The 12,478-nt window shown below is 66.5% G+C and carries 13 protein-coding genes and 1 tRNA gene; 5 read left to right on the forward strand and 9 right to left on the reverse strand.

Annotation, left to right across the window (positions count from 1 at the left end; translation table 11 throughout):
* The first annotated feature begins 368 nt into the window (after positions 1-368).
* Positions 369-2,147 carry a lipase family protein gene (locus tag AC0NZN_RS18160; RefSeq protein ID WP_474593732.1) on the forward strand — a complete coding sequence of 593 codons (1,779 nt, stop codon included), beginning with the start codon at positions 369-371 and terminating at the stop codon, positions 2,145-2,147.
* A gap of 95 nt (positions 2,148-2,242) precedes the next feature.
* Here AC0NZN_RS18160 and AC0NZN_RS18165 read toward each other — a convergent pair whose 3' ends face one another.
* The 3 genes from AC0NZN_RS18165 to AC0NZN_RS18175 all read right to left on the reverse strand — a co-directional run bounded on the left by AC0NZN_RS18165 (position 2,243) and on the right by AC0NZN_RS18175 (position 4,085).
* Entirely contained in the window at positions 2,243-2,884 is a 642-nt protein-coding gene (locus tag AC0NZN_RS18165; RefSeq protein ID WP_474593733.1) for an LON peptidase substrate-binding domain-containing protein, read from the reverse strand.
* 120 nt (positions 2,885-3,004) lie between these two features.
* Positions 3,005-3,502 carry a DUF427 domain-containing protein gene (locus tag AC0NZN_RS18170; RefSeq protein ID WP_474593734.1) on the reverse strand — a complete coding sequence of 166 codons (498 nt, stop codon included), beginning with the start codon at positions 3,500-3,502 and terminating at the stop codon, positions 3,005-3,007.
* Positions 3,503-3,605: 103 nt separating this feature from the next.
* Positions 3,606-4,085 (reverse strand): DUF6069 family protein, encoded by a 480-nt coding sequence (locus AC0NZN_RS18175; protein ID WP_474593735.1) that lies wholly within the window; start codon positions 4,083-4,085, stop codon positions 3,606-3,608.
* A gap of 133 nt (positions 4,086-4,218) precedes the next feature.
* On the opposite strand from AC0NZN_RS18175, the gene AC0NZN_RS18180 reads away from it, so the two are divergent.
* Positions 4,219-5,214 carry an alpha/beta fold hydrolase gene (locus AC0NZN_RS18180; RefSeq protein WP_474593736.1) on the forward strand — a complete coding sequence of 332 codons (996 nt, stop codon included), beginning with the start codon at positions 4,219-4,221 and terminating at the stop codon, positions 5,212-5,214.
* 47 nt (positions 5,215-5,261) lie between these two features.
* The gene (locus AC0NZN_RS18185; protein ID WP_474593737.1) at positions 5,262-6,158 is read left to right on the forward strand and encodes an AraC family transcriptional regulator; all 897 of its coding nucleotides are present in this window, start codon (positions 5,262-5,264) and stop codon (positions 6,156-6,158) included.
* A 439-nt stretch (positions 6,159-6,597) separates the two neighbouring features.
* Here AC0NZN_RS18185 and AC0NZN_RS18190 read toward each other — a convergent pair whose 3' ends face one another.
* On the reverse strand, positions 6,598-7,239 hold the full coding sequence (locus tag AC0NZN_RS18190) for a nitroreductase family protein (protein ID WP_474593738.1): 642 nt from the start codon (positions 7,237-7,239) through the stop codon (positions 6,598-6,600).
* A gap of 117 nt (positions 7,240-7,356) precedes the next feature.
* Between AC0NZN_RS18190 and AC0NZN_RS18195 the strand changes: the two genes are divergently transcribed.
* Complete coding sequence (locus AC0NZN_RS18195; protein ID WP_474593739.1) at positions 7,357-7,584, forward strand: RNA-binding S4 domain-containing protein; 228 nt, start codon at positions 7,357-7,359, stop codon at positions 7,582-7,584.
* Between the two features lie 9 nt (positions 7,585-7,593).
* Here AC0NZN_RS18195 and AC0NZN_RS18200 read toward each other — a convergent pair whose 3' ends face one another.
* The 4 genes from AC0NZN_RS18200 to AC0NZN_RS18215 form a co-directional block, all read right to left on the reverse strand.
* Complete coding sequence (locus AC0NZN_RS18200; RefSeq protein ID WP_474593740.1) at positions 7,594-8,019, reverse strand: GNAT family acetyltransferase; 426 nt, start codon at positions 8,017-8,019, stop codon at positions 7,594-7,596.
* A gap of 228 nt (positions 8,020-8,247) precedes the next feature.
* Positions 8,248-9,144 (reverse strand): arylamine N-acetyltransferase family protein, encoded by an 897-nt coding sequence (locus AC0NZN_RS18205; RefSeq protein WP_474593741.1) that lies wholly within the window; start codon positions 9,142-9,144, stop codon positions 8,248-8,250.
* A gap of 73 nt (positions 9,145-9,217) precedes the next feature.
* Positions 9,218-9,505, reverse strand: coding sequence for a hypothetical protein (locus AC0NZN_RS18210; RefSeq protein ID WP_474593742.1), 288 nt, complete (start codon positions 9,503-9,505; stop codon positions 9,218-9,220).
* Positions 9,506-9,708: 203 nt separating this feature from the next.
* Positions 9,709-9,777, reverse strand: a tRNA-Arg gene (locus AC0NZN_RS18215).
* A gap of 342 nt (positions 9,778-10,119) precedes the next feature.
* Here AC0NZN_RS18215 and AC0NZN_RS18220 point away from each other — a divergent pair.
* The gene (locus tag AC0NZN_RS18220) at positions 10,120-10,296 is read left to right on the forward strand and encodes a hypothetical protein (protein ID WP_474593743.1); all 177 of its coding nucleotides are present in this window, start codon (positions 10,120-10,122) and stop codon (positions 10,294-10,296) included.
* Here AC0NZN_RS18220 and AC0NZN_RS18225 read toward each other — a convergent pair.
* Complete coding sequence (locus tag AC0NZN_RS18225) at positions 10,260-11,498, reverse strand: Fic family protein (protein WP_474593744.1); 1,239 nt, start codon at positions 11,496-11,498, stop codon at positions 10,260-10,262. The genes AC0NZN_RS18220 and AC0NZN_RS18225 overlap by 37 nt on opposite strands.
* Between the last annotated feature and the right edge of the window lie 980 nt (positions 11,499-12,478).

A 12,478-nucleotide genomic window follows, 5' to 3' on the forward strand; every position in this document is an offset into this window, starting at 1 on the left:
ACTCCATGACCCTCCTCCTCGCCGAACCAGAGGAGGTGGCCATCCCCGAACTCACCGCGGCATAATCACATCAGCTGATCCCCGCACGGTGTCGAGAAACTCCACCAACCAGCGGGACGTCACCGCGTGCCGACGCAGAACCTCGCAGGGCTGCTGTTCCGCCATCCTCTCTCTTCACACGGTATGCCCGTGCGCGCATCGCGTCGGCACTGACCACGGCCCTCGATTCGAGGACTGATTGCTAGCTTGTCTAGTGAATCTGGCGACACTAGAATCCGACCACCGTGGTCGAGCGGGCCTTCGGTGGCGCGACGCCAATCCGACCGCGACTCCCGGCAGCGCCGATGGCTGTGAAGGAAGGAGACGCCGTGAGCGCGTCAACGCAGGTCGGAAACTGGCTGTCCTCCCGTCCGCGGTGGGTGCGCGTGTTGCTCGGCGCCCTGGCCGTGGTCCTCGGTCTCGTGGTCCTCTTCCGACCCACCACCTCGCTCGGGTTGCTCGCGGTCCTGATCGGAACCGGGTTCATCCTCACCGGGGTGCTCGAACTGGTTCGCACCGAGCGCGAGCGGAGCTCCGTCCGACTGCTGCGCCCGATCATCGCGGTGCTCTGGATCCTCGCCGGAGTCGCGATCCTCCTGCTCCCGGGGCTGACCGTGCGGCTGATCGCGATCGTTGTCGGGGTGGGGCTCATCGTCAACGGCATCCTCGACGTGATCGCGGTCTTCGCGCCAGGGCGCCGCGGTGACGAGCGCGCGATCTCCGCCCTCCTCGGCGTCGCGGGCGTCGTCTTCGGCGTTCTGGCGCTCGCATGGCCGGACATTACGCTGCTCATCGTGGCGGTGGTCTTCGGCATTCGGCTCGTCCTCGTCGGGGCAACCGAGCTCGTCCGCGCCCTGCAGCGCCCCGACGTGTCACCGAAGACGCGACAGCCGCGCTCGCGCGGCGGCTGGCTCCGCGTCGTCGGCGCCGCCGCAGTCCTCGTGCTCGCGATCGCCGCCGGCGCGGTGAGCATCTCCCTCCACCAGGGCAGCCCGGTGGTGGACGACTTCTACGCCGCACCGCGCACCGTCCCATCCCAGCCTGGGCAGCTCATCCGCTCCGAACCGTTCACCCGTGAGGTCCCCGACGGTGCCGTCGGCTGGCGCATCCTGTACACGACGGAGGACGGCGACGGCACTCCGGCGGTCGCCAGCGCGCTGGTCGTCGTCCCGCGCGAAGGCGCTGGGAACTGGCCGGTCATCGACTGGGACCACGGCACCACAGGCTTCGCGCCGCAGTGCGCCCCTTCCCTCGCCAGCCAACCCTGGGAGTCCGGGGCGCTCTTCGTCCTGCCGCAGATCATCGAGCACGGCTGGGCCCTCGTGGCAACCGACTACATCGGCCTGGGCACACCGACCGCGCATCCGTACCTAATCGGAAGGCCGACCGCACACGCATCCCTGGATGCCGTGCGGGCCGCACGGCAGCTCGGCGACGCCCACCTCGGCGAGAAGACCGTCGTCTGGGGCCATTCGCAAGGTGGCGGCGCCGCCCTGTGGACGGGCGCTCTCGCGGACAGCTACGCGCCGGACGTGCACCTTTCGGGTGTCGCCGCCCTCGCCCCGGCATCCAACCTCCCCGCCCTCATCGATCACCTCACCGAGGTCAAGGGCGGCAGCCTCTTCACGGCCTACGTGCTCGCCGCCTATACCGCGATCTATCCGGACATCGCCCCTTCCCGCTACATCCGGGCGGGCGTACAGACCACTCTCGACCGGATGAAGGATCGCTGCCTGGCCGAGCCCGGCGCCCTCGTCTCCGTCCTCACCGCCCTCGGGCTGAGCAAGGACCCCAATGTGTTCTCCAACGATCCCCGGACCGGGGCCTTCGGGGCACACCTCGAGGACAACATCCCGCCCGCGACTATCACCGCGCCCCTGTTGCTTGGTCAGGGCGCCGCCGACAGACTCGTCGACCCGTCCGCACAGGACGCGTACTTCGCCCGGATCTGCGCCGCAGGCGAGAGCGTCGACTATCGCGTCTACGCGGGCCGCGACCATGTCCCGCTCGTCGAGCCCGACTCGCCGCTGATCCCCGAGCTGTTCAGCTGGACCACAGCCCGCTTCGCCGGCGAGCCCGCTCCGGCGGGCTGCGTTCGCACCGGCTGAGTCGGCCCGCCCCATGGCGTTGCGTCGGACTTCGATCCCACTGCCGGGCAGCGGACCGTACCGCGCCTCAGTCCGTGTCAGGGGAAGCGGAGGTCTCAGAGATCGCCGTCATCCTGGCCTCGCGCGTCGGCGGCGCGGGCGATGAGCAGCGGCTCCTCTTCGAGGCACAGGTCGATGATCCCGCGCAGCAACGCTCCGAGACTGGTCGAGTTCAGCAGACGGAATCGGTCGTATTCGCCGAGCGGAGCGATCGCGGCGAGCTGCCAGGTCGACTCCACCGGATCGTCTGAAAGGGCCGTCTCGGGTTCCCATCGAGCCTCATCGAGTACGGAGGCAAGGTTCGCCAGCCGGCGCACGACCCGTTCAGCTTCGCGGCGCAGCGGTGCGAGCGCGTCGTCCCAGACGAGCGGGGCCATCGTCGACACGTCGGCCACCGGGTGCGGGTCGTCCTCGCGCCACGTGTCGACCCTGATCCGATCCGCGCCCCGCGCGAGAACATACAAGTCCGCTGTGCCGGCCTCGATCTGCAGGATGCGCGCCATGGTCCCGGTCGAGGCGCGCTCCTCACCGCCACCGGCCTCACGCCCACGCTGGATGAGGACCACCCCGAACTCAGGGTCTTCCGCTTCGAGCAGACGACCGATCATCGTGAGATAGCGCGGCTCGAAGATCCTCAGCACCAACGGGGTATGGGGAAAGAGCACACTGCCAAGCGGGAACATCGCCACGACGTTCATGGCATCAGTCAACCAGCCAGACGGCCCGGTGGAGCATCGTCATGCCAGTTCGGTGACAGCAGCAGGGCGCGGAGCATGCGGAAATCGAGCTCTCGGTCAGCGCGGCAGGTCTCCTCGCGCCTACCAACCGGAGGACGCGGGGGTCCCCTTGAACGGACCCGCGATCGCGGAGGTGATCCACCCGCCGTAGAACCCGCCCGGCTGCGGCGTGACCGGTTCGCCATCGACCTCGCAGGCATCCATGGGGCCGGCGTACACCGCTACGCGTCCTGCGAGCTCCTCGTACCCGACGGACGGCTGCGGATAGTTCCATGCCGCTCGCGGTGCCGTCACCTCGCCTCCTCTGACGTCGAGATATCGCGCCACGCCTTTGAACTCGCAGTAGGAGCTGCCTTGGGCATCCGTGAGCGTTCCGTCGACGAAGGCTGCCATCGGCAGGTAGTAGACAGGCGGATGGCTCGTCTCGAGCACGCGCACGACGTCCTCGGTGTCGACGATGACCTCCCCTCCGAGACGGATCACAACCCGGCTCGAGACCCGCTCGATGCGGGGAGGTCGAGGATACTCCCACACGGACTCCTGGCCGGGTGCGATGGGATCGGGAACGGGACGGGTCATCCTGTCAGCGTAAGCCGCTCAGCCACGGTGCGGGCAGCGGAATGCCTGGACGAACCACTGCCACCGGCCGCGGCCTCCCGGCTGCCGTCAAGAGGGGTGGCGTTCAGGGACGGTCCTCCCGCTGCGGTGCGATGGTGACGACAGCGAGATAGGTGATGACCGCCACGGTGATGTGCATCAGCGCGAGGACGAAGACGCCCTCCGCCGTCTGACCGTGCACGAGGATCCAGACGTCAGGGGCGAACGAGACGAGCGTTACGGCGACCGCCGCCCACAGGTAGAGCCTTCGCGCGCGCGAGCTCAGAGCAGCGGCGATCAGCCAACCCGCGCAGGCGACCAGCACGCCCACGACCGTGAGCTTCGTGTAATCGGCGAACTGGAAATGCTCGTAGCCGCGCGTCGACGGGAACACCGCCGCTCCCGCGACCGCGAGAATCGCACATGCCGCGACCGACCCCACGACCGATACCAGCGTGGCAAGTGCGAAGCGACCAGCGCGCGGCTGGGAACGGAGTCCGGGAACGTCGATGCGGAAATACTCGCGGACGTTCTGCGGGAGGCGTGCGGGGCTGGTTGAAGTCATCGTCTCATTCGGGTCGGAGGACACGGTCGTCCTCGACCATAAGCACTCGACTCCCAGAGAGGCCTAAGGAGCCGCTGCCGTGCACTGACATTCATCCAATCCAAGAGACTCTGGCGTGAGCGACTGTGGGCTTATGACGAGATCATCTCTGACGCAGTCCTCCAGTGGGTCGGACACCGTGGGCACGGCGGCGTCCGCCCACCGTCGTCGTCGATTCCTCATTGCCACCTCCGTCGCTGCCGTGGTCATCGCCGTTGTGGCATCCAATACGGAATTGACCGACCGCGAGACGGCGCGGGCGGCCACGGCGGGCACAGTCGACGTGAGCGGCGAGGCCCTGTTCGTGAAGGTAGAAGGACCGCGCAACGCCCCGAGCGTCCTGCTCATCCACGGCACCGGTGGCTCAATGCGCTGGTGGGACTCCGTTGCGCCGGAGCTTGCCAAGACGTATCACGTGATCCGAATCGACCTGCTCGGACACGGTCGGTCGGCCAAGCCCGCCGGCGACGAATACTCGATCCCCCATCAGGCCGCGCTCGTCGCGGGCGTGCTTGACAGGCTCGGGGTCACCCACGTCGTCGCAGTCGGGCACTCCACCGGCGGGTCCGTCGCCACCGCGATCGCGGAACGGCGACATGACCTCGTCGCCGGCCTGGTCCTGATCGACACGGGCGCCAGCATGACCTCGTTCGTCTCCAACGGTCCGTTGGGCAATCTCCTGTTCACCCCCGTCGTGGGCCAGCTGATCTGGCGCATCCGCACCGACGACATCCTCCGGAAAGGCCTGAGCTCCGCATTCAGGCCCGGCTTCCCGATTCCCCAGGAATTCGTCGACGATGTGCGCGGCATGACCTATCACTCCCTCACCGCCACATCCAACGCCAGCGACGACTACCTCGCGCAGAGAACGATGCCCGCACGACTCGCCCCGCTCCACAAGCCCGTCCTCGTGCTGTACGGCTCCGAAGACGGTCGCTGGCAGCCCGGATCGTTCTCCCAATACCGCGCCGTGCCGGGAGCACGAATCGAAGTCATTCCCGGAGTCGGCCACTCGCCCATGGTCGAGGACCCGGACACCACCCTGTCCCGCCTTCGAGCATTCCTGGGATCGGTGGGTCCCACCTCATGACCGCACTGACTCGGCGGGCCGGCGGTGCGGGCGCGTACCATCTGTGCATGTCTTCTGCCGTGCGCCACGGCCTCGAGGGACCGGAATGGGACATCACCGTCCCGCCCTCGCGGATGGGCACACCTGGCGTGCGGATGGCGGCGTTCACGAGCCGCTCACCCGGCGACACGGAGGTGCCGATCGTGCCGTTTCCCGCCGTCACCCTCTTCCTCGACCTCGGTGATGCCGTGGTGATCGACGAGCACCAGCGTGAAGTCGCACGAGGCAGCGGCATCGTAGGCATGGGCGCAGCCGGCCTGCGCGGGCGGGCCCGCAGTCTCGACTGCCTCCAGATACGGCTCACGCCTCCCACGGCATACGCCATCCTCGGAGGCGGGCTGTCCGAGCTCGCAGACGGCGCCGCGGATCTGGACGCCGTATGGGGGCGGCACGCCGAGCGACTGCGGTCCCGACTGCAAGAGAAGCACAACTGGGCGGACCGGTTCGCGATCGTCGACGCTGCTCTTGGCAGTATGCGGAATCCCGAGCAGCGGCTCGGCCCCGAGGTCGCCTACATCTGGCGGCAGCTCGCGATCACCCACGGCCGAACTCGTATCGACCACCTTGCCACCGAGATCGGATGGAGCCGCCAGCAGCTGTGGGCACGCTTCAGATCCCGACTAGGCATCAGCCCAAAGCTGGCAGGGCGACTAGTCCGCTTCGACGAAGCTGCCCACCGACTCGCTGTGGGGCAACCCCCGGCCCGTGTCGCCGCCGACTGCGGGTATGCCGACCAGTCACACCTGCACAGGGACGCGGCGGCATTCACCGGCCTCACCCCCTCAGGAGTGGCCGCAGCCGGATGGCTCCAGATCGACCACGTCGTCTGGTCCAGGGAACCCGCCCGCGAAAATGACAGCGGCCACTCAACCAGAAGGCAACCCGGGGCCACCGCGCCCTGGTGATTTCGAGCGGAGCCGAAGACGTACACGCATCGGGACCGAATCCCGCGCGAAGTCAGCTCATTCGACGGGTGCTATCGCGAGAAGGGGTCGTCGGGCGTATCCAGCGTGGGCCTGAACTTGCCCGCGATATTCGCCGGCTGGATGGTGTCCGCGAGGCCATCGCGCTGCCCGCCCCAGAGGGACTCCCCGCGCAACCCGGGCAGTTGCGTGACGATGTCCCCAGTGAACCGGCCCTCGGGAGGAATGTACGGGGCCTTCTTGCGAGCCGATCCCCTGCGAAACAGCCTCCACATACCGACCTCCTTGACCAATCCAGAATCATCCCGCGTTTGGATTCAGTCAAGACTCTCGCCCTCCAACCCGGTGCCCCGCTCTCGGAGCCGCGCTGCGCGGGAGAGGACCGTCCAGCTTGTCGCGCGCTCGGAACGATGCCTGAGCCTTACCAGCCGTTGATGTGCAGGACGTCGTCGAGCGGAGCACGATGGGCGGGTCGGAAGTCTGTTCCCACGGTGTACGCGACAGGCAGCAGTACGCCCTGATGCACGCGGGGCGGGATGCCGAGGAGCTGTGAGATCTCGCGTTCATACGCGAGATGCAGCGTGGTCCAGGCACTGCCGAGGCCGCGTGCCCGCAGTGCGAGCTGCAGACTCCAGGCGGCAGGGAGAAGCGACCCCCACAGCCCAGCCTGATTTCCGGGCTCGAACTCCTCGGCGCCGGTGAAGATTGCACCGATCACGAGGACCGGGACCTCGCCCATGTGCTCGGCCAAGTAGTCGGCGCTCGATGCGACCCGCTGTTGCACCGCCTCACGCGTCGAGTCGGCGTAAGTGCGGGCACCGGACGCGCGATACCGGGCGAACGATCGCGCGTACAGTTCGGCAATGGCCTGGCGCTTGTCCAAGTCGGTGACGACGACCCAGTGCCATGTCTGGGCGTTGCTACCTGTCGGCGCCTGAAGCGCAACCTCGAGCGCTTCTCGGACGACCTCGACCGGGACAGGTCGTTCGAGGTCGAGACGTCGCCGCACGGACCGGGTAGTCGTCAGCAGCTCGTCGGGGTTCAATGGGAGGAGGTCGCTCATATCCCGACGTTATCCGCCGTTCCGGATCCCTCGGCGCTTCGCCCTCGCCCCGAGTCACGCGTCGGCGTCGCAGAGACGGACCCGTCTTCAGTGCATAGGGTCGGCTAGCATTCGGGCATGAATGACCCGGCTGCGATCGTCGATGTCCCGATCGGGGGCGACGTCATCCGCCTCGGGCAGTTCCTGAAGTTCGCGGGCCTCTTCGAATCCGGGGGCGACGTCAAAGAGGCCATCATCGACGGTCATGTGAGCGTGAACGGCGAGGTTGATCGCCGCCGCGGACGGCAACTGCAGGTCGGCGACATCGTCGCCTTCGAGGGACGCACGGTCCGAGTCCGCGCGTGAGCCTCGGCGTCAGTCGTCAGGGATGAGTCGCCTGCCGGTGAGTGCGGTGTCCTCGTGGGTGTAGCCGAGGCCCGCGTAGAAGTCGAGGACTGCACGATTGTCGGGACGCACCATCAGCATCACCTTGGGGCATCCGAGCGCGTGCAGGCGGGCTTCGGCCTCCGAGACGAGGCCGCGGCCGATGCCCTCGCTGCGCCGTTCGGGTGCGGCCGCGAGGTAATAGAGCCAACCACGATGGCCGTCATAGCCGGCCATCACCGTCCCCACGATCTCCGCGTCGTCCACCGCGACAAGGAGGAGGTCCGGCCACACGCCGCGGGCACGGCGGATGTCTTCATAGGGATCGTTCCAGGGGCGCGTCAGCCCGCACGCGCGCCACAGTTCCACGACGGAATCGACGTCAGCGTCGGAAACCGGACGGATGCGCAGAACCATCGCCCGAGCCTAGCTGCACCGCCGCGCGCCGACCGGGCTGCGTCCGGCCACGACGGGAATCCCGGCGCACGGCGATCATCGGGGGTTCGAGCGTGACCAGGACCTGATCGGCGGAGGCATCCTTGTGCTCGCCGTCATCCCGGTCGTCCCGCTCGAGGACCGACATTCGCGCGCTCGCGAACGAGGCGCCGTGCGTGGCATTCGGCACCCGGGCCGGATGGCTGCGATCTAAGCGTTCGCCGTGTGGCGTGAGGCCCGCCAGGCCTCTTCCGCGCGTTGCATCCGATCAAACAGCTTCGTGCGCTCAGTGTCGCTGATGTCCGACAGGTCCAGCTGGAAGAGATCCTCAGCGACCTCGAACCATTCGTCGACGGACGTCAGGATGCGTGTCGAACGCCCGCTCGCGTCGTCGCGGGTCAGCTCGTCGTTGAGGACGAAGTCGGTTCCCAGCGCGTCGCGGCGGAAGAGCTCGCCGATCTGAACGAACCCCGACTCCGGCGACGTCGAGAGTTCGACGTGATACCCGGTGAAGTCCTCCCAGACCGCCGGTGCGAGGGTGAAGTCCATGCTGTGGAAGGTCGTCTGCACGGGATCGGTGAAGAAGCGCCACGCGTCCGGCCCGACTTCCGGCAGTGTCTCAAGCCGGAAGGTGAACGGGCCTTGGACGTGCATACCCTCCCGCAGCGGGATCGGCTCGTAATGCGAGTTGGCGAGACCGACGTCGATCGACCATCGTTCGCCGTCGATCAGGACGGTGAGCGCCATGTGCGTGCCGTACTCGTCGGGGGTGGCCTTCGCTCGCTCGACACTGCCGTTGATCTGCCCACGATGAACCGTCACGTCGTACCCGAGCACGGTCAGCAGCGAGGCGAACGCGTTGTTCAGGTTGAAGCAGTACCCGCCACGGCCCGCGAGGATGCGGTCGATGGACTCCTCCGGGCTGATGCCTTGAGGACGTCCGCGCTGGATGTCGATGTTCTCGAACGCGATGCGCTCGACGTGCGCCCGGTGCAGCCGGCGCAGAGTCTCGAGCGTCGGCGCCCCGAGCGGCTCCAAGGAGTCGACGCCGAGCTTGGCCAGGTAAGGCGCGACCCACGCAGGGCGGCGAGAGGTGTCTGGGATCATCGCCCCGAAAGTCTAGGGCCGCGACCGGACCGCTTTGTGCACGCTCGGGCGACCGCCCGTCAATAGTGCTGGTCTACATGGCGATCAGTTCGCCCACCTCGACGCTGCCCCCGTAGGAGAGGCCGGGGCATCCTTCGGCCAAGGCGGTCGCCGCGGCCAGGTCGGTCGCATCGACCAGCGCGTAGCCGGACAATGCATTCGCTCCGGCGGAGGGGCCGAGCAGCGTGGTCGCCCCGACACGGCTGCCCATGTCGGTCATGGCCGGGCCGAGCTTCTGGAACCAGGCGCCCCACGCAGCGACCTGTTCGTCGGTGGCATTCACGGCGGGGTCGTTGCGGAAGGCAAGAACGAAAGCAGACATGACGTGCTCCTTGTCCTGGTCGACGTTGGATGTCGACTCAGCAGTACGACGTGCGAGCACCCCCGAAATCGACACACCACAGAAATCGGCCGGTTGCAGCGACAAGTGACACGTGAGCAAGTGTGGGCAACCCAGCCGAGCGAGTCTCGGCGGGACCGGCGCGAAAACAAGAAATCCCAGGCATGACCTGGGATTTCTATACGCGCCCCCGACAGGAATCGAACCTGCGACCTTTGGTACCGGAAACCTCATTCGGGCCGCTGAATGCCGGCGTTTATGTGCGAAAACCGCGTAATTCCGCGGGACCACCGACCAGTTGGATCATCGTTCGGCGAATAGATTCTCGAGAAGTGTTGTCACTTTGTTGTCACGCTAGGCCGATGAAGAGGGCGGCCCGCGGCCGCTGAACACCCCGGCTCACCGACCCCTGACGTCCCCGCCCACGACGGTCTCTCTCTCGCCGCGACAGTCAGCGAACAGGCGATGCGGCTAAGCGAAGTGCCCGGTGTGGGCGGTTGCTGAGAGGCCATTTGGTGGGACGTCGGCTCGATAGGCGGCTAGCCACGGCCGGAGCGCCGGCGATGTCAATGTGGAGCACGCGCAGCGAAGCGAGCATGAACGACATTGACATCCCCAAGCGCAGGGTGAGGATGGGCCGTCGAGGCAATGGCCTGGGTGTCGATCACCATGACGATGATGGCGACGACGACTATTTCGATCTTCACGATGCTGAGGTCGCTAACGACGTCAGGACTCAACGCACCGACATCCGCCTGATCTTCTCGGCGTAGCCATCGAGCACTTCGAAGATCCCGCGGTGCTGCCACACGCGGTTCCTGGTTCTCCCCGTGCTCTCTGTGAGCACTCCGCGATCAGTGAGAGTGTCTAACGCGCGAAGCGCGCCCATCTCCCCCAAGCCGAGCGTGCTCATGAGGTACTTCGTATTCACCGCGGGTTGACCGACGAGAACGGGGAGGATCCTCCACGCCGCAGCATCTGATCGCAGACCTTTCAACCTTTGCCGGGAGTCCTCGAGTTCCGCGACGAGGTCGTCGACGAGGCGGGTCCCTGTGGTTGCCGCGATTCGGCTGGCCGACGCGAACTCACCTACGATCGGCTCGGCATCTCCGGCGCGGAACGCGGTCAACGCCGCGAAGTAACGCTCGGTGTCGACGAGGAGCCCAGCCGAGATCGGCACGGCAGTGGACCCGACGAGTCCCTTGTTGCGGAGGATCGACTGGGCGAGCGCGCGCCCCGTCCGGCCGTTGCCGTCGGGAAATGGATGGATGGTCTCGAATTGGGCGTGTGCGACGGCGACCTGCACCAGCACGGAGATGTCCTCGCGCTTGACGAAGCCCACCAGGTCCCCGATAGCGCCTGGAATGCGTCGATGGTGGGGCGCCACGAACGTTGCGAGGCGGGGGCCAGCCTCACCGGGACCGATCCACACCTGCTCGGAGCGGTAGCGACCAGCGTCCTGCTCGAAGCCGCGTTGGTGGAGCATCAGCGCCTTGTGCATCGCGAGGATCGAGTCCTCGCTGATGTCGTCCGATAGCTGCAACGCTGCTTCCATGGCACGGACATTGCCAATGACCGTGAGCGCGTTTGCCTTATCGCCCTCGTCGATCTCTGCGAGAGCAAGCTGCTTCGCCGACGTCGTCAATTGCTCGATCTGCGAACTGGACGCCGACTCTGTACGAAGCAGGATCGCGGTCATCGGCCCAAGCGCGGGGTTGTCGGTACCCAGCCGGCTCTTTGCGTGCCTGTCGAATGCTACGAGCTCTCGGGTCGCGTCCTCGACATTGGCGGAGACCTCACCGGGGATGCGGGGATTCCAGTCCAGGATTGGTGCCGTGACGATGGCGTCATACGGTCCGGTCTGGCGCAGGACCTCGGCACGCGAGTGCATCTGGGGCGCCTGCGGTTTCCAGTCGTATGTCTCGTGCGAGACCGCCTCGATGGGAATGCTCGCGCCGGCGGAAGGTGTGGGCATGGATCAAACTATACCAACACTTAAGAGTCTAAGTGTTGGTACCCCGTAGCTGTCGGGCAGAACTCGAGGCTGGCGCGCCGACACGAAATGTCTGTTCAGGGAACCTGATACCAACAGGTAGACGTGTAGCTGTTGGTAGCGTCTCTCTTGTCCCGCAGTTGCGGTGTCACCGTTCACCCCTCAATTGCGGACCCGAAAGGCCCTCACATGGACGACGGTTAGCTCGAATTTGGTCGCTTGCTGAGAGCTTGGCGGCTTAGTCCGGACCACATCGAGAGCAACGCCCACGAGACGTCGACCCGCCGAAGCGTGCGGACCAACTCATCTCGTTCTTGAAGCAGAGCGCGCTCCGCTCGGTGCAACTTCTCGAGCTGACGAGAGATATCGCGAAGCCGGGTAAGTCCGTCTTCACGGCCACCCCAAACGAGCTCGAGATCTCGGCTTGCTGCCGCCGAGCGTTCCGCCTCTGCCAGCGTCTTTGCTCGCTCACGTGCCACAGCGGCGGCCGCGTCGTTAGCTTCTCGCTGCCGGCGGTACGCTTCTTCGCGACGGGCCTTTGGCTTCGTATACCTGCCTCGAGCCATGCAACCAGGTTTACACCAGATCCCAGACGTTGCAAGGGATCGCGGGATATCACTTCAAAGTGCCTGCGTGCATTGCTTCTATTGTCGTTCTCCAGCGTCACTTCGTCGGTCTGTGGGAGGTCCAGGCAGTGGTTTTGGAGCAATCCTCGGTTGGTGGCTCGGAGATCGTCTGGATCGCCGGTTGGAAGGCGTCCGATTGCCGGCTACCCGGCAGCCACTGCCCCAACGTTCCGGCCGAGCCGTGCCAACACGAAGCCGGCGCGTTTGGCGCCCGCGGGATTCAGTTGATCGATGCAACACCCTCCCCGGAGGTGATTGCTGATGTATTTGACCCTGTCCTCGCCCACTGCGGTGCGGCTTCTGACCGCGGTGAAGGAGGGTGAGAGTCTCAAGAAG

The sequence above is a fragment of the Microbacterium sp. sgz311019 genome (assembly GCF_056135325.1).

Bases quoted from the DNA above. Each gene is read 5' to 3' on its own strand.
- AC0NZN_RS18180 (WP_474593736.1), top strand. From the start codon at position 4,219: ATGACGAGATCATCTCTGACGCAGTCCTCCAGTGGGTCGGACACCGTG.
- AC0NZN_RS18225 (WP_474593744.1), bottom strand. From the start codon at position 11,498: ATGCCCACACCTTCCGCCGGCGCGAGCATTCCCATCGAGGCGGTCTCG.
- AC0NZN_RS18205 (WP_474593741.1), bottom strand. From the start codon at position 9,144: ATGATCCCAGACACCTCTCGCCGCCCTGCGTGGGTCGCGCCTTACCTG.
- AC0NZN_RS18170 (WP_474593734.1), bottom strand. From the start codon at position 3,502: ATGACCCGTCCCGTTCCCGATCCCATCGCACCCGGCCAGGAGTCCGTG.
- AC0NZN_RS18210 (WP_474593742.1), bottom strand. From the start codon at position 9,505: ATGTCTGCTTTCGTTCTTGCCTTCCGCAACGACCCCGCCGTGAATGCC.
- AC0NZN_RS18190 (WP_474593738.1), bottom strand. From the start codon at position 7,239: ATGAGCGACCTCCTCCCATTGAACCCCGACGAGCTGCTGACGACTACC.
- AC0NZN_RS18220 (WP_474593743.1), top strand. From the start codon at position 10,120: ATGAACGACATTGACATCCCCAAGCGCAGGGTGAGGATGGGCCGTCGA.
- AC0NZN_RS18195 (WP_474593739.1), top strand. From the start codon at position 7,357: ATGAATGACCCGGCTGCGATCGTCGATGTCCCGATCGGGGGCGACGTC.
- AC0NZN_RS18185 (WP_474593737.1), top strand. From the start codon at position 5,262: ATGTCTTCTGCCGTGCGCCACGGCCTCGAGGGACCGGAATGGGACATC.
- AC0NZN_RS18200 (WP_474593740.1), bottom strand. From the start codon at position 8,019: ATGGTTCTGCGCATCCGTCCGGTTTCCGACGCTGACGTCGATTCCGTC.
- AC0NZN_RS18165 (WP_474593733.1), bottom strand. From the start codon at position 2,884: ATGAACGTCGTGGCGATGTTCCCGCTTGGCAGTGTGCTCTTTCCCCAT.
- AC0NZN_RS18175 (WP_474593735.1), bottom strand. From the start codon at position 4,085: ATGACTTCAACCAGCCCCGCACGCCTCCCGCAGAACGTCCGCGAGTAT.